This is a genomic window from Aquariibacter albus (assembly GCF_014145335.1).
In the GTDB taxonomy this organism is placed as follows: Bacteria; Pseudomonadota; Gammaproteobacteria; order Burkholderiales; family Burkholderiaceae_C; genus Aquariibacter; species Aquariibacter albus.
In genome coordinates this window covers 95,057-110,179 of the sequence record NZ_JACIVI010000001.1, presented here as the reverse complement: position 1 = coordinate 110,179, position 15,123 = coordinate 95,057, and the positions used below count along the sequence as shown (strand labels likewise).

The 15,123-nt window shown below is 74.2% G+C and carries 16 protein-coding genes; 10 read left to right on the top strand and 6 right to left on the bottom strand.

Annotated elements, in window-relative coordinates; translation table 11 throughout:
• Position 1: 1 nt before the first annotated feature.
• Together H4F90_RS00515 and H4F90_RS00510 are read left to right on the top strand one after the other, a co-directional pair.
• Positions 2 to 1,336: a tryptophan--tRNA ligase gene (locus tag H4F90_RS00515; RefSeq protein WP_182660444.1), complete on the top strand. Its 1,335-nt coding sequence runs from the start codon at positions 2 to 4 to the stop codon at positions 1,334 to 1,336.
• Positions 1,337 to 1,349: 13 nt separating this feature from the next.
• Positions 1,350 to 1,829 carry a DUF3717 domain-containing protein gene (locus tag H4F90_RS00510; RefSeq protein ID WP_182660442.1) on the top strand — a complete coding sequence of 160 codons (480 nt, stop codon included), beginning with the start codon at positions 1,350 to 1,352 and terminating at the stop codon, positions 1,827 to 1,829.
• A gap of 10 nt (positions 1,830 to 1,839) precedes the next feature.
• On the opposite strand, the gene H4F90_RS00505 is transcribed toward H4F90_RS00510, so the two are convergent.
• From H4F90_RS00505 to H4F90_RS00495, 3 genes are all read right to left on the bottom strand, one after another.
• The gene (locus H4F90_RS00505; protein ID WP_182660440.1) at positions 1,840 to 3,288 is read right to left on the bottom strand and encodes a HAMP domain-containing sensor histidine kinase; all 1,449 of its coding nucleotides are present in this window, start codon (positions 3,286 to 3,288) and stop codon (positions 1,840 to 1,842) included.
• 13 nt (positions 3,289 to 3,301) lie between these two features.
• A complete protein-coding gene (locus tag H4F90_RS00500) occupies positions 3,302 to 4,009 on the bottom strand; it encodes a response regulator (RefSeq protein ID WP_182660438.1) in 708 nt (235 codons plus the stop codon).
• Between the two features lie 162 nt (positions 4,010 to 4,171).
• The gene (locus H4F90_RS00495; protein WP_182660436.1) at positions 4,172 to 4,768 is read right to left on the bottom strand and encodes a Spy/CpxP family protein refolding chaperone; all 597 of its coding nucleotides are present in this window, start codon (positions 4,766 to 4,768) and stop codon (positions 4,172 to 4,174) included.
• 208 nt (positions 4,769 to 4,976) lie between these two features.
• On the opposite strand from H4F90_RS00495, the gene H4F90_RS00490 reads away from it, so the two are divergent.
• The 5 genes from H4F90_RS00490 to H4F90_RS00470 all read left to right on the top strand — a co-directional run bounded on the left by H4F90_RS00490 (position 4,977) and on the right by H4F90_RS00470 (position 7,968).
• The gene (locus H4F90_RS00490) at positions 4,977 to 5,462 is read left to right on the top strand and encodes a four-helix bundle copper-binding protein (protein WP_182660435.1); all 486 of its coding nucleotides are present in this window, start codon (positions 4,977 to 4,979) and stop codon (positions 5,460 to 5,462) included.
• Positions 5,463 to 5,487: 25 nt separating this feature from the next.
• On the top strand, positions 5,488 to 5,961 hold the full coding sequence (locus H4F90_RS00485) for a cupin domain-containing protein (RefSeq protein WP_182660433.1): 474 nt from the start codon (positions 5,488 to 5,490) through the stop codon (positions 5,959 to 5,961).
• A gap of 119 nt (positions 5,962 to 6,080) precedes the next feature.
• Positions 6,081 to 6,764 (top strand): transporter, encoded by a 684-nt coding sequence (locus H4F90_RS00480; protein WP_182660431.1) that lies wholly within the window; start codon positions 6,081 to 6,083, stop codon positions 6,762 to 6,764.
• The gene (locus tag H4F90_RS00475) at positions 6,761 to 7,540 is read left to right on the top strand and encodes a DUF2189 domain-containing protein (protein ID WP_182660429.1); all 780 of its coding nucleotides are present in this window, start codon (positions 6,761 to 6,763) and stop codon (positions 7,538 to 7,540) included. The genes H4F90_RS00480 and H4F90_RS00475 overlap by 4 nt, the downstream gene beginning before the upstream one ends.
• Positions 7,537 to 7,968 (top strand): hypothetical protein, encoded by a 432-nt coding sequence (locus H4F90_RS00470; RefSeq protein WP_182660426.1) that lies wholly within the window; start codon positions 7,537 to 7,539, stop codon positions 7,966 to 7,968. The genes H4F90_RS00475 and H4F90_RS00470 overlap by 4 nt, the downstream gene beginning before the upstream one ends.
• Positions 7,969 to 8,007: 39 nt before the next feature.
• On the opposite strand, the gene sbcB is transcribed toward H4F90_RS00470, so the two are convergent.
• Positions 8,008 to 9,483: an exodeoxyribonuclease I gene (gene sbcB, locus H4F90_RS00465; RefSeq protein WP_182660424.1), complete on the bottom strand. Its 1,476-nt coding sequence runs from the start codon at positions 9,481 to 9,483 to the stop codon at positions 8,008 to 8,010.
• A gap of 35 nt (positions 9,484 to 9,518) precedes the next feature.
• A complete protein-coding gene (locus H4F90_RS00460) occupies positions 9,519 to 11,099 on the bottom strand; it encodes a M48 family metalloprotease (protein WP_182660422.1) in 1,581 nt (526 codons plus the stop codon).
• Positions 11,100 to 11,145: 46 nt separating this feature from the next.
• Here H4F90_RS00460 and H4F90_RS00455 point away from each other — a divergent pair, with 46 nt between their 5' ends.
• Both H4F90_RS00455 and H4F90_RS00450 read left to right on the top strand, forming a co-directional pair.
• Positions 11,146 to 11,796 carry a DUF1415 domain-containing protein gene (locus H4F90_RS00455; RefSeq protein ID WP_182660420.1) on the top strand — a complete coding sequence of 217 codons (651 nt, stop codon included), beginning with the start codon at positions 11,146 to 11,148 and terminating at the stop codon, positions 11,794 to 11,796.
• A gap of 276 nt (positions 11,797 to 12,072) precedes the next feature.
• A complete protein-coding gene (locus tag H4F90_RS00450; protein ID WP_182660418.1) occupies positions 12,073 to 13,338 on the top strand; it encodes a glycoside hydrolase family protein in 1,266 nt (421 codons plus the stop codon).
• On the opposite strand, the gene H4F90_RS00445 is transcribed toward H4F90_RS00450, so the two are convergent.
• The gene (locus tag H4F90_RS00445; RefSeq protein ID WP_182662921.1) at positions 13,305 to 14,273 is read right to left on the bottom strand and encodes a tRNA dihydrouridine synthase; all 969 of its coding nucleotides are present in this window, start codon (positions 14,271 to 14,273) and stop codon (positions 13,305 to 13,307) included. The two genes, H4F90_RS00450 and H4F90_RS00445, sit on opposite strands and share 34 nt — an antisense overlap.
• A gap of 131 nt (positions 14,274 to 14,404) precedes the next feature.
• On the opposite strand from H4F90_RS00445, the gene H4F90_RS00440 reads away from it, so the two are divergent.
• Positions 14,405 to 14,887, top strand: coding sequence for an FKBP-type peptidyl-prolyl cis-trans isomerase (locus H4F90_RS00440; protein ID WP_407926149.1), 483 nt, complete (start codon positions 14,405 to 14,407; stop codon positions 14,885 to 14,887).
• The last annotated feature ends 236 nt before the right edge of the window (positions 14,888 to 15,123 follow it).

Genomic DNA, 15,123 nt, shown 5'->3' with positions numbered 1-15,123 from the left:
CATGCCCACCCGCGTCCTCACCGGCATCACCACCACCGGCACGCCCCACCTGGGCAATTACGTCGGCGCGATCCGCCCGGCCATCGCGGCCAGTCGCGAAGCGGGAGTGGAGAGCTTCTTCTTCCTGGCGGACTACCACGCGCTGATCAAGTGCGAGGACCCGGCGCGCATCGAGCGCTCGCGGCGCGAGATCGCCGCCACCTGGCTGGCCGCCGGGCTCGACCCGGCGCGGGTGGTCTTCTACCGCCAGAGCGACGTGCCCGAGATTCCCGAGCTGTCCTGGCTGCTGACCTGCGTCACCGGCAAGGGCCAGATGAACCGCGCCCACGCCTACAAGGCCGCGCTGGATGCCAACGTCGCCGCGGGCGAGGACGCGGATGCCGGCATCACCATGGGCCTCTACAGCTACCCCATCCTGATGGCGGCCGACATCCTGCTGTTCGGCGCCCAGCGCGTGCCGGTGGGCCGCGACCAGGTGCAGCACATCGAGATGGCGCGCGACGTGGCCGCGCGCTTCAACCACCTCTTCGGCGCGGGCCGCGAGCTGCTGGTGCTGCCCGAGGCGGCGGTGGACGACGAGGTCGCCACCCTGCCCGGCCTGGACGGCCGCAAGATGAGCAAGAGCTACGACAACACCGTGCCCCTGTTCGAAGGCGGCCCCGAGGCGCTGCGTGCCGCGGTGGCGCGCATCGTCACCGACTCGCGCGGCCCGGGCGAGCCCAAGCCGACCGAGGACGTGGCCCTGGTCACCCTCTTCGACGCCTTCGCCACCCCGCCCGAACGGGCGGACTTCCGCGCCGCGCTGCAGGCCGGCCTGGCCTGGGGCGAGGCCAAGGCCCGGCTGGTCGCGCAGATCGAGGCCCAGGTCGGCCCGATGCGGGCGCGCTATGCCGAGCTGATGGCCCGGCCCGATGAGCTGGAGGCGGTGCTGCAGGCCGGCGCCACCAAGGCCCGCGCGCTGGCCGCGCCCCTGATGGCCACGCTGCGCCAGGCCGTGGGCCTGCGCGCCATGGTGGCCGCGGCCGCACCGGCCGCCGCCGCTGCGGCCGCCAAGGCCGCGCTGCCGGTCTTCAAGCAATACCGCGAGAGCGACGGCCGCTTCCGTTTCAAGCTGGTCGCCGCCGACGGCCAGCAGGTGCTGCTGATCAGCGAGGGCTTCGACGAGGGCCGCGAAGCCGGTGCCTGGGTCAAGCGCCTGAAGACCGAGGGCGCAGCCGCCCTGCCCGGCGCGCCCCTGACCCTGGGCGAGGGCATGGACACGGCCCGCGTGGCGGCGGCCCTGCAGGCCCTGGTCGATGCGGCGGCGGCCGAGGCCGCCGACAAGCTCAAGCCCTGAGCCTGGAGCCGGCATGGCTGCGATCCACATCACCGACATCGAGGCCGCGATCAACTGGTGGCGGCAGCGCTCGCCCTCGCCCGACGGCATCAGCGCCTGCCCGGAGGTGCGTGCGCTGGCCGAGGTCTACGCCCTGATGGTCTATTACCGCGAGGCGCTGTGCGACGAGACCAGCATGCCGGCACGCGCCCGCGAGGCCTGGCTGGGCTGGTATGCCAGCACACCGGACTCGCCCTGCATCGCGATCTGCTCGACCAGCCAGGGCGATGCCGTCTGCAAGGGCTGCGGCCGCAGCTTCGACGAGGTGCAGCACTGGACGGCGATGGGGCCGGCCGAGAAGCGCGCGACCTGGCGCCGCATCACGCAGGAGGCCAGCGCCTGGCGCTTCAACCGCTATGCCGAGCGCGCCCAGGGCGACGGCCCCAGCGAGCGGCCGGCGCCACCGCCGGACGATGCCGCCGCGGGCGGCCCGGCACCGGCGGCCGCCGGCTGATCCGCCGGGCTCAGCCGGCCACCGGCAGACGCAGCACGAAGCGGCTGCCGCCGCCCTCGCGCGCCTCGCAGTCCACGCGGCCGCCGTGCAGGCGGGCGATCTGCCGCACCAGGCTCAGCCCCAGGCCGACGCCGCCGGCCCGCTCGGCATGGCCGGGCAGACGGTAGAAGGGCTCGAAGATGCGCTCGCGCTCGGCCGCCGGCACGCCGGGGCCGCGGTCGTCGACGCAGAAGCAGATCCACGACCCCTCGCGGTGCAGGCGCAGTTCGGGGGCCGACTGGCCCCCGTAGCGGCGGGCGTTCTCCAGCAGATTGCGCAGCGCGCGCCGCAGCAGGCGCTCGTCGCCGTGCAGCGGGGCTTCGGTGCCGGCCGGGACCAGATCCCAGGCGCTGTCGTCGAGCACGGCATCCGTCTCGGCAGCGATCTCGGTGGCCAGGGCCAGCGGGTCCAGCGCTTCGCGCTGCGGCTCGGGGCGGGCGTCGAGGCGGCTGGCGAGTAGCACCTCCTCGACCAGGGCATCAAGCTCCGCGATGTTGCGGCGGGCCTCCTCGCGCAAGGGCAGGGCGCGCTCGGGGCCCGCCTCCTCGGCCAGGGCCAGGGCCATCTTCAGCCGGGCCAGCGGCGAGCGCAGCTCGTGGCTGGCATTGGCCAGGAGGCTGCGGTGGGCGTCGATCAGGCCCTCGATGCGCTCGGCCGCCTCGTTGAAGCTGCGCGCCAGCGCGGCCACTTCGTCCTTGCCCTGGGCATCGACCCGGCGGCGCAGCTGGCCCGCGCCGAAGGCTTCCACCCCCGCCTGCAGCGCCTCCAGCCGCCGCGTGAGGCGACGCACCACCGGATAGGCGCCGGCCGCGACGGCAACGAAGAGCAGGGCCAGCGCGATCAGCAGGCCGCGGCCGTCCAGCCACGGCAGGCCGCCGAACAAGCGCGGTGGCGGCGGGCCGAAGCCGGGCCCGCCGCCCGGGCCGCGATCGGCCCCGGACGCTCCCTCGCGCGGGCCCCCGCCGGGCAGGCCCAGCGCCTCGCGCAGCAGCCGCGGCGGACGCCAGATCCACAGGCCGCGGCCGTCGCGCAGGTTCAGGCGCACCGGGCCGCGGTCCTCGCGCAGCGGCCGCTCGGCGCGGTGGCGCAGGTCCTCGAGCCGGTCGTAGAGCGGGCTGGTGACCACGCGCACGCCATCGGCCCGGTCCAGCGCCATCGGCAGCCGCAGGCGCTCGGACCAGCTGACCAGGGCCGCGGCCTGCTCCAGCTCGGGCGCTTCGTCGGGCGGCAGCACGGCCTCGATCAGCTCGGCCCAGGCCAGGGTGCGGTCGCTGGCGTTCTGCTCGTAGCGGCTGCGCTCCTGGTCGAAGCGCTCGCGCTCCTCGTCGAGCTTGAGCTTGGCCAGGCCACCGCCGACCAGGGCGAAGGCCGCCAGCACGGCCAGCACCGTCAGGTAGATGCGCAGGTAGAGGGTCTTCATCGCGCGGCGGGCTTCAGGCTTCGTCCTGCTTGCGCGCGAAGAGGTAGCCGGCGCCGCGCACGGTGAGGATGCGGCGTGGCGCCTTGGGATCGTCCTCGATGGCCGCGCGGATGCGCGAGACATGCACGTCGATCGAGCGGTCGAAGGCCTCCAGGGCGTGGCCGCGCAGCGCGTCCATGATCTGGTCGCGGCTCAGCACGCGGCCGGCGGCGCGAGCCAGCACCAGCAGCAGGTCGAACTGGTAGCTGGTCAGCTCGCAGGGGCGCCCGGCGACGCGGGCCTGGCGGGCGCCGAGGTCGATCTCCAGGCGGCCGAAGCGCAGCAGCTCGCTGGCCGGCTCACCGGGCGCGGCACGGCGCAGCAAGGCCTTCAGGCGGGCCAGCAGCTCGCGCGGCTCGAAGGGTTTGGGCAGGTAGTCGTCGGCCCCGAGTTCCAGGCCGACGACGCGGTCCATGGGTTCGCCACGCGCGGTCAGCATCAGCAGGGGCAGGCCGCGGGTGCGCGGCTCGGCGCGCAGCTCGCGGGTCAGGTCCAGGCCGTTGCCGTCGGGCAGCATCAGGTCGAGGATGAGCGCATCCCAGCGCGCGCGGGCCAGCTGGCTGCGGCCCTCGGCCAGGCTGGCGGCCACGGTCACGTCCAGCCCGGCCTGGCGCAGGTAGTCGCCCAGCATCTCGGCCAGGCGAGCGTCGTCGTCGATCAACAGCAAGTGGGTGGCGCTCATCGCAGGCAGCATTCCACAAAAAGAGGGCCGCCCCGGGCGCAGGCCGCGCGGGCGGCCTGCCGGGACGGCCGAAGTCCGCCGACCCGGCGGGAGGGAGGGGCCGGCGGCCCCCCCGCGGACCGCAGGTCCCGGGAGGCCAGGCTCAGGACGAGCGCCTGCCGTTCACAGCAGGGGCGCGGCCCGATCCGCCGCCTGCCCGTGGCGCTCGGGGCGCGGCCCTTCGCCGCGACCCTCGCCCCGCGGCCCGCCGCGCAAGCCCTCGTGACGCGCCTCCAGCCGGCGGGCGATCTGGGCCCGCTGCCCGGGGTTCAGCACCCGGCTGGCCTCGACCAGGGCCTGGGTGCTGCGACGCGACATCTGTTCATGCTGGACCAGCATCTGCTGACGCAGCTGCTCGATGGCGGCGGCATCCACCGTCGGCTGGGCGAGCAGCTGGCGCTGGCGCTCGCGCAGCTTGTGAGCGGCCTCGCGCTGGCCGGCCAGATCGCGCAGGGCCTCGCGGCCGATGCTGACCAGCTGGCTGCGCTGCTGGGCCGTGACGTCGTCGACGCCCATCAGCAGCCGGTCGACCATGCGCTCGGCATGCTCGGGCTGGGGCAGCTGCGCCGGCCCGTGGCGATGCGCCCCGCGCTCGGCCGGGCTGGCCTGGGCGGCCGGCAGGTTCAGCAAGGCGACGCTGCCGGCCACCGCCAGCAGCAGCGCGGGCAGCCAGGCCTGGCGGGCCAGGCGGCGGGAGGACACCGGGGAGAGGGAAGACATCGCGAACTCCTTGGGGGGTAAGGCAGCGGGCTGCGGAGGCCTTCACTGTGGTCGCCGGGCATGTCGGGTCCGCCCGCATCCGGTAAAGAAACTTGAAGCCTGCGGAGTGGCCCGCATGTCCGGACCGGCGCGGCTGTGCGAAGCTCAGCCGCAAGGTGCCGCCCTCGCCGGCGGCTTTGCATCCCGTCAAGCCTCTCGGAGCCCCTCGATGAACCCGCTCACCCCGCCCTCCCGCCGCCGGCTGATCGGCCTGGGCCTGGCCGGCCTGGCCGCCAGCCTTCCCGGCCTGGCCGCGGCGACCGACGGCCAGGCCCACGCCGGCCATGGCGGCCATGGTGGCGACAGCGGCCGCGATGCCGCCCCGGCCGGCCGCTACCGCGGACTGATCAAGTCCTACCAGGCCTGCACCAGCGCCATCTCGGCCTGCATCGCGCACTGCCAGGTGCTGCTGGCCCAGGGCGACAAGTCGGTGGGGGACTGCCTTCGCACCGCCCTCGACTGCGATGTGACCTGCGGCGCGACGCTGAAGGCCGCAGGCCTGAACTCGGCCTACACCCCGGCGCTGGCACGCACCGCCGTGCAGTCGATGCAGGCCTGCGTCGAGGCCTGCAAGCCGCACCTCGAGCACCACGCCGAGTGCAAGGCCTGCCATGACGCCTGCCTGGCCGCGATCCGCGCCAGCAAGCGCGCCTGAGCCCCGTCGTCGCCGGATCCGGCCCATGAGCACCCCCTCCGATCACAGCCCCCACTGGAAGCACGACGGCGTGCGGGTCGTGCCCGGCGATCGCCTGGACGCGAACACGGCCCAGACCCCCGGCATGGACCGCAAGGCGGCCATCAACTTCGCGCGGGTCGGTGCCCAGAAACTCTGGGCGGGCACCGTGCACATCCACCCGAACGCCAAGACCGGCGCCCACCACCACGGGCCGCTGGAGAGCGTGATCTACATCGTCAAGGGCCGGGCGCGGATGCGCTGGGGCGAACGGCTGGAGTTCACGGCCGAAGCCGGTCCGGGCGACTTCATCTACGTGCCGCCCTTCGTCCCTCACCAGGAAATCAACGCCAGCCCGACCGAGGTGCTGGAGTGCGTGCTGGTGCGAAGTGACGGCGAGGCGGTGGCGGTCAATCTCGACATCGCCCCCGCGGAAGCGCCGGAGGATGTCGCATGGATCGATCCTACGCACCCAGGCTGAGGCCGAACGATCACTGGGTTCACCCTGGGGGCAGAACAGCCCTCGGCTGGCTGCTCGCACTCGTCGGAGGAGCCGGCCTCGCGCAGGAGGGGCCCTCGGTCACGCCCTACCGGCCGACGGTGTCGGCACCGGCCGCCCTGTCCGCCCCGGGCTGGGTGGAGATCGAGACCGGCCTGCAGCGCAGCCGGGCCGGCGGGGCCAGCCAGCGGGACAACCTGAACTACGCACTGAAGTACGCCTTCAGCGAGGACTGGGGCCTGCGTCTGCAGGGCGAAGGCTGGGTACACGAGCAACCCGGCCCTGGCCACCGAGGGCTGGGCGACAGCAGCCTCGTGCTGAAGCACCGGCACAGCCTGGACGAGGACGCTGCCCTTGGCCTCGAACTCAGCCTCAAGCTGCCGACGGCCCGTCGCGGACTGGGCAGCGGCCGGCGCGATGCCGGACTGCTCGGCATCTACAGCCTGGACTTCGGCGAGGGTCGGGTCTGGCACACCGACGTCAATCTCGGCCTGACCCAGCTGGGCCGGCTCGAGACCAAGCAGGGCCACTGGCAGCGGGCCTGGGCCGTGGACCTGGCCCGCCAGCTGGGTCCCGACTGGACGGTGGCGGCCGAGCTCTCGGGCCTGGGGCAACGCGGCACCCGCTCCACGCATCGCGGCCTGCTGGCCGCCAGCTACGCGCTTTCGCCGAGCGTGGTGATCGACTTCGGCAGCAGCCGGGGCCTGAATCGCATTTCCGGCGGATGGGCGGTCTTCGCGGGGCTCACCTTCCTGGCCGGCCGAATCGACACGCCCTCGCCATGAGCTCCGCCCCCACCCCGCCGACCGGGGCCTTCGACCTGCCCCTGCGCCCGCTGGGCCTGGCCGCGCCCTTTCACTGGCTCGTCCTGGGCCTGGGCGACTTCCGGCGCGCACCCGGCATCGGCCTGTTCTACGGGGCCTGCTTCGCCGGCATGGGCTGGGCCCTGCTGCGGGTCTTCGAGCAGGCGCCGGCCTGGGTGCTGGCCCTGTCGGCCGGCTTCCTGCTGATGGGCCCCTTCCTCTGCATGGGCCTGTACCGCGTCAGCCAGCAGCTGGAGGCCGGTCGCCGGCCGGACTTCGGCGATTCACTCTTCGCCTGGGACCGCCGCACCGGGGCACTGGCCCTGTTCGGCCTGGTGCTGCTCGCGCTGGAGCTGCTGTGGGGCCGCGCGGCGCTGGTGATCTTCGCCGTGAGCTTCCAGGGCATGCCGGACTTCAAGGGCTCGCTGCTGAAGCTGCTGGACCCCAGCCACCTCGGCTTCATCACCGCCTACCTGGCGGTGGGCGCGGTGTTCGCGGGGCTGATCTACGCGATCAGCGTGATCTCGATCCCCATGATCCTGGATCGCCCGGTCGATGCCGTCACCGCCGGCCTGTGCAGCCTGCGGCTGGTGCTGACGCAGGGGCCGGTGATGCTGCTGTGGGGCGGGCTCATCACCGGCCTGGTCGTGCTGGCCATGCTGCCGGGCTTCCTCGGCCTGCTGCTGGTCGGGCCGGTGCTCGGCCATGCCAGCTGGCATGCCTACCGGGCCGCACTCGGCCCGGCCCCTGCGGCATGAGCGGGGCGCTGGAGCTTCAGCTGGCCGAGGCCGAGGTGGCCGGCCTGCAGGCGGAGGCCGACGGATGGCAGCTGCGCCTGTCGACCGCCTGGGTTCGCCCTGGACCGGATGCACCCGAGGGCGGCTGGGCCCGGCCGCTGCTGCTGCGCCTGCAGCAGGTGCGGCGCCTGGCGCCGGACGACGGCCGGCCCCGGCCGCTGGGCGATGGCGACTGGCTGGGCCGTTTGCGCGAGGCGCGGCTCGGCCGGCCGGCGGCCGCGGCCGGAGGCTGGCAGTGGCAGGCCTGCCTGCCCCTGCCGGGGCGCCTGGCCGGCCCGCTGCGGCTGGAGCTGGACTTCGCGCATGGCAGCGTGCTGCATCTGCACCTGGCCGGCTTGGCCTGCGACTGGGCCGGCGAAGCGGGCCTGCGCCCGGCCTGGCAGTGCTGAGCCGGCCGCCCTCCGGCTGAGTCCGGTGACCGTGCCGGCTCAGTCCGCGTCCGGCGCGATCTCGGTGGCCCAGTCGACCAGGGCTTCCAGCAGGCCTTGCGCGCGCTCGTCGCCGGCGGTCTCGGCGGCCTCGGCCAGGCCGTCGATCTCGGCGAGGAAGGCCTCCAGCGTCAGCGCGCCAGCCGCGCCATGGTGCAGGCGGGCGGCGCGGTGGGCCTCCCAGCGGGCCTGGGCCTCGGCATCCAGGGTGTCGGGGAAGTTGCGCGCACGGTAGCGGAACAGCAGCTCGTCGAGCCGGCCGTCGTGGAAGGCCGGCTGGCGGCCGCCGGCCAGGCGCCCGGCGCGTTCGTCCGCCGGCAGCGCCAGCAGGCGGGCCAGGCTGCGGCGGTCCTCCTCGGCCAGGAAGCCGCCGTAGAGGTCTTCATCGACATCGGTGTCGGCAGCGGCTTCGGGCCGTCGGTAGACCTCGGGCCAGAGCCCGGCCAGGCGGGGCGCCAGCGTGGCGGCGGCCTCGGCATGGCGCTGGGCGGCGTCGAGGTCGATGCCCCAGCGCGCGGCCTGGGCGGCGCCCAGCGCGCCGAGGTGGCTGACGACGATGGGCGACTTGTTCAGGTGCACGCCCTTGATCGGCAGGCGACTGAGGCCCTCGGGCAGCGCCTCGCGGCGGGTGAAGAGGCGCTGGCGCAGGCCCTCCACGTCGAGCGTGCCGAGCACGGCCGGGTCCTCCGCACAGTCCCAGACCAGCACCTCGTTGCCATTCGTCGGGTGCGGCGCCAGCGGCCAGACCAGGGCCAGGCCGCCACGCTCGGCACCGTACATGCCGGAGATGTGCAGCAGCGGCCGGCCGGCACGTTCGGCCGCGGCGAACTCGTCCTTCACCGCCTGCTTGCTGCGCAGCTTGAGGCAGAAGGCCCAGAGCCGCGGCTGGGCGGCGTGCAGCTTGCGGGCCAGGGCCAGGGTGGCGCGCACGTCGGACAGTGCGTCGTGCGCGCTGGCGTGGGCGATGCCGTTGGCAGCCGTCAGGTCCTCCAGCCGGAAGGAGGTGTGGCCGTCCTCGCGCCGGGGCCAGACCAGGCCTTCGGGCCGCAGGGCATGGCAGGCCCGCATCACGTCGAGCAGGTCCCAGCGGCCGCAGCGGTTCTGCCACTCGCGGGCATAGGGATCCATCAGGTTGCGCCAGAACAGGAAGCGGGTGACCTCGTCGTCGTAGCGGATCGAGTTGTAGCCCACGCCCACCGTGCCGGGCCGGGCGAGCTGGGCCTCGATGGCAGCTGCGAAGGCGTGCTCGGGCAGGCCGCGGGCCGCGCAGAGCTGGGGCGTGATGCCGGTCAGCAGCACCGCGCCGGGTTCGGGCAGCAGGTCGGTGGGCGGCTGGCAGTGGATCGAGACCGGCTCGTCGATCTCGTTCAGGTCGGCATCGGTGCGGACGCCGGCGAACTGGGCCGGTCGGGTGCGGCGCGGGTCGCGGCCCCAGGCCTCGTAGTCGTGCCAGAAGAAGCTGAAGTCGTCGTGCATGCGGGCACGATAACCGGCGCGGCGGGCCGCTGGCTTCAGTCGGCGCGCACGGTCTTCACGCGGTCGCCGGGCCGCGGCGCGGGCCGGGTGTCGCCGTCGACCGGGTCGGCCCCGTTCAACAGGCGCAGCAGGGCCTCGGCTTCACCCGGCGGCAGCGGGGTGTCGGCTGCCAGCCGGGCCCAGCCGCCCGGCGGCAGCACGGCCGCACGCAGCTTCCAGGGCCGGGCCAGCTGGCGGTCGGCCTCACTCATCGGCCGGAAGCTGGCCGCCGCCTCGCGCAGTGCAGCCTGCTCGCGGCGCACGGCTTCGGCGGCCCCGGCCTGCTGCAGCAGGTAGAGCTTGTCCTGAGGCCCGTCGACCACCAGCAGCTCGAAGGGCTGGCTGCCACCGTTCGGCAGCTTGCGGCGGCCCTGCACCAGGGTCGCGTCCAGGCCGTGCAGGGTGCGTGCCTCGGTGTGCAGCTCGACAGGCTCGTAGAGCTTGCGCGCCAGCGCGCGCGGGTCGCGGCCGGCCTGTGGCGGCACCGGGCGCAGCAGCAGGCCGACCTGGCCGTCGGGATGGGCGGCGAGCAGGGTGGAGGGGGTGTTGCGCAGCTGCCAGCCGGCAGGGGCGGTCAGCGCGATGCCAAGACCGCCGTGCACGAAGACGCGGCCCCGCACCAGGCCCTGGGCCGGGCTGTCGCCGAAGTCCAGGCCGTCGATCGCGGCCAGGTAGGCGCTGCGGCCTTCGACCGGCTTGTCGGGCGTCGGGTAGCCGTCGGCGATGCGGCGGATCTGGTCCAGGCGCTGCGCATTGCTGGGATGCGAGGCCAGCCAGTTGCCCCCGCTGGCGGGCTCGCGGCCGGCCGCACGGGCCTGGGCCGCGGCGTACTGCTCCTGACGCTTGAGGGCGGCGATGACATCGATCATGCGCTGCGGCGCATAGTCGTTGCGGGCCAGGTATTCGGCGCCGAGCTGGTCGGCCTGCAGTTCCTGCTCGCGGCCGTAGGAAGCCACCACGCCGGCCGCCGCGGCCGAGGACAGCTGCTGCGCGACATCGCCCAGGCCGAAGGCCGCGCCGAAGACGGTGGCCGCCAGCACGCCGAGGCCGGCCGTCTGCTGGCGGGTGGCGCGCTGCGCGCCGTGGCGTGCGGTGACATGGCCGATCTCGTGGCCGAGCACGCCGGCCAGTTCGGCCTCGTCGCGCAGCACGGCCAGGATGCCGCGGGTCACATAGACATAGCCGCCCGGCAGCGCGAAGGCATTGACCTCGGGGCTGTCGAGCACGGTGAAGGTCCAGCGCAGCTGGGCGCGGTGCGACTGCGCAGCCAGGCGTTGGCCGACCCGGTCCACATAGGCCGCCAGGGCCGGATCGTCGACCACGCCCTGCTGGGCCAGGATCTGCCGGTGCTCCTTCGCACCGAGCGCGACCTCGTCCGCCTCGCTCATCACCGTCAGCTCGCTGCGGCCACTGACCGGGTTGACGACGCTCGCACAGCCGGCGGCCAGCAGGCCCGCCAGCAACAGCGGCGTCAGGCGGACACGGAGGCCGCGCAGGGCGGACGGACGGCGCGGGGCGGGGCCAGGATCGGCCGGGTCGGTCGAGGGCAGCGGGGCAGGGGCAGGCGGGCGGTGCATGGCGACAACGATAGCGCGGCCGGCCGGCATCGATACTGCGTGCGCCATGGTCCGTCCCCGCCCGCTCCCCCGCCCCGGCCCGCGCTTCCGGCGCGCCGTCGGCCTGGACACGCCGGAAGCCCCGGCCGGCGGCCCCGAGGACGAAGCCACCCGCGCCCGCGTGCTGGCCCAGAGCCAGGCCTGGATGGAGGCGGCGGTGATCGGCCTGAACCTCTGTCCCTTCGCCAAGGCGGTGGCCGCACGCGGCCAGATCCGCTGGCAGCTCAGCCCGGCGCGCCAGCCCGAGGCCTTGCTGGCGGAGCTGGTCGAGGCCCTGCAGACCCTGGCCGCCGCCGACCCGGCCCAGCACGACACCACGCTGATCGTGCATCCCTGGGTGCTCGGCCGCTTCGACGACTTCAATGCCTTCCTCGGGGTGGCCGAGACGGCGATCGAGGCCGCCGGCCTGCGCGGCGTGCTGCAGCTCGCCGCCTTCCACCCGCGCTGGCGCTTTGCCGAGCATGCACCCGGCGACCCGGCCCATGCGAGCAACCGCGCGCCCTGGCCCACCCTGCATCTGCTGCGCGAGGCCAGCGTGGCCCGCGCGGTGGCGGCCGTGCCCGAGGCCGCGACCATCTTCGAGCGCAACATCGCGACGCTGCGCCGCCTGGGAACGGCGGGCTGGGACGCGCTCCGCGAGCGCTGGCAGGCCGACTGAGCCGACGCGCGCCCACCCGGGCACCCGCCGCGGACCGAGGCCTGCGGCCGACACCGCGCCGGGGGACGCGCGCATCGCGATACATCCGACGTGTTTTGTTACATCGAACCGGCGCGGCAAGAACGTGACCCCCGGGTAAGCCAGTACACCTCGGCCCCCAAGAAGTCCCGTTCAAGGACCAACCAGCTCGTCGACCGCCCTGTGGCGGCCCATGAACTGCGTACGCACCTGGCCGATGGGAGGTCAGGCCGGGCAGCGCGCCCCGTCCCCTCCTCCATGAACCGACCGTCCCGCCTGCATGTCCTGGGCACTGCCGCCCTGCTGAGCACCCTGTTCGTCGCCCACGAGAGTCGCGCCGACCTTGGCAGCTTCCTCGCGTCGCTGTTTGCTCCGGCGCCCGCACCGGCTCCCGCCCCGGCTCCTTCGCCGGCTCCTGCTCCTGCGCCGGCTCCTGCTCCCGCCCCGGCGCCTGCGCCGGCCCCTGCACCGGCCCCTGCACCGGCCCCAACGCCGGCTCCGGCGCCCGCTCCCGCACCGGCCCCTGGCGACCCCCTGCCCGCGCCGCCGGCACCGGGGGGCCGCAGCACGACGGTCTCGACGCCCGGCTGGGCCCCCTGGACGAAGTGGCTGGACCCCGTCTTCAGCGGCCCCTACTCGGTGATCGGCGATCCCAGCGTGCGGCTGGAGAACGGCCTCTTCCAGATGGTCTACAACTGCTACGACACGACCCGGCAGCGCGGGGCGATTTGTCTGGCGACGTCGCCGGACGGCATCGGCTGGACCGATGCCGCCACGGGCGACACCCAGGTGCCCGGCCGCATCCTCAAGACCCGTGCCGGCCAGTTCGACGACGCCCACGAGACGCCGACCATCGTCCGCTTCCGCGGCGAATACCTGCTGTACTTCACGGCCTACCGGGACCGCGGCGGCTTCTTCAACTCGATGCCGGCGTCCTTCGGACTGGCCACCTCCACCGACGGCCTGCGCTTCACGCTGGCCAACGGCGGCCAGCCGGTGATGCAGGTCAGCCCGGGCAACTACGACAACGACACGATGAGCAGCCCGAGCCTGATCGAGTACCAGGGCAAGCTGCTGATGTTCTACACGGCCTACTGCTTCACGAACTGTCCGAAGGGCTACGGAGTGACGGTGCTGGCGGCCAGCTCCAGCGACGGTCGCAGCTGGACCAAGATCCCCACACCGGTGCTGACCCGGGCCGATGTGCCGCACGCCAAGGACGGCGCGGGCGAGGTGGAGATCGTGCAGGGGCCGGACGGGCTGTACTACCTCTTCCACACCCTGCTGCAGGGCGACCAGGGACACGAGATCGGCATCGCCCAGGCACCGACGCCCTACGGGCCGTGGACGATCAACCCGCAGTCCATCGTCCGCAAATCGGCCAGCGGCTTCGACGACATCGGGCCGATCGCGCCGACCGTGGTCTTCGCCAATGGCAAGGCGCGGATGTGGTTCCACGGCTTCAGCCGGGCCCGCACCATCCGCATCGGCTATGCGGAGGCGCCGCTGCCGCTGCGCCGCTGAGCGGCCTCGCCCAGCACCCGCGCGGCCACGGCCGCCGGATCGTTGAGGGTGCGGACGGCGTCGTAGAGCCCCTGCGCCGCCGGATGCACGCGGCGCAGGTAGTTCAGCCACTGCTTGAGCCGGCCGGCGCGGTGGCGCGCCTCGATGCGCGCGTTCACGCACTGCCAGAAGTGCGCGATCTGCGGCTGCAGGGCATCCCAGCCCAGGGCGGGGGCGGGCAGGCCGGCCTCGGCGGCACGCAGCGCGCGGGCCAGGCCGGGGTCGGCCACCAGGCCGCGGCCGAGCATCAGGTCCAGGCCGCCGGCCTCGGCGCGGCAGCGCAGCGCGTCGTCGACCGTCCAGATCTCGCCGTTGGCGACCACCGGCACGGCCACCGCGGCGCGCACCTCGGCGACCCGCGTCCACCAGGCCGGCGGCCGGTAGCCCTGGGCACGGGTGCGGGCGTGGATGACGATCTCGGCCGCACCGCCGTCGGCCAGGGCCTGGGCGCAGGCCTCGGCATCGCGGTCGTCGTCATAGCCCAGGCGCATCTTGGCCGAGACCGGACGGTCGGCCGGCACCGCACGCCGCACCGCGGCGACGATGGCCCGCAGGCGCTCGGGCTCGCGCAACAGCATGGCGCCGCCACCATGGCGGTTGACCACCTTGGCCGGGCAGCCGAAGTTCAGGTCGATGCCCTCGGCGCCAAGCTCGATCAGCCGGGCCGCGTTCTCGGCCAGGCAGGCCGGGTCGGAGCCCAGCAGCTGAGGCCGCACGGTCACGCCGGCCGGCGTGCGCGAGCCCTGGGCCAGCTCGGGCACGATGCGCAGGAAGGCCTTGGGCGGCAGCAGGGTGCCGGTGACGCGAATGAATTCGCTGACGCAGCGGTCGAGGCCGGCCGGGCCGTCGAGACGGGTCAGGGTGTCGCGCAGGGTCGCGTCGAGCAGGCCCTCCATCGGGGCGAGCAGCAGGCGCGGGCGGGGGCAGGGGGTGGCATCGGGCACGGGCCGGATTGGACCCGATGCAAGGGCTTGGCCGAGCGACGATGATCCAGCCCTTTTTCGTCCATCCCGTCCGGAGACTGTTCGTGAACCTCTTGTCCCTCTGCCGCCCTGCCCTGACCGGCCTCGCCCTGCTGGGCAGCCTGGCCCCCGCCTTCGCCCAGGCACCGATCGCCTCGGCCGCCGCCGTCGAGGCCGCCAAGGAAGCGGGCGCCGTGGTCCGCGAGAGCGGCCTGGTCTTCCTCTCGCTGCAGGAAGGCAAGGGGGCCAAGCCCACGGCGCGCGATGTCGTGACCGTGCATTACCGCGGCGTGCTGGCCGACGCCGGCCCGCGCAAGGGCGAGGAGTTCGACAGCAGCTACAGCCGCGGCCAGCCGGCCTCCTTCCCGCTGCAGGGCGTGATCCCCTGCTGGACCGAGGGCCTGCAGGGCATGGCCGTGGGCGGCAAGGCCCGCCTGACCTGCCCGCCGCACATCGCCTACGGCGCGCGGGGCGCCGGCCGCGGCGTGATCCCGCCGAACGCGACGCTGACCTTCGAAGTGGAACTGCTGGCCATCGGCGGACGCTGAGGCTGCGGCCGGGCGACCGGCCCCACCCCCTTGCCCACCCAGCCCGTCCGGCGCCTGCGCGTCGGACGGGCTGTTCTTTTTGCGGACGGCGACACGATCGACCGCGGGTCCTGGCGGTCGCGAGGCTCAGTCGGTCGCTTCGGGGGCCGATGTCCAGCTCGGGCCCAGGAAGCGGCATGCACTGTCGTCGCGGGCCGGTGAATTGCTGAAGCCTGAAAAGCCGACATCGGCCTCAG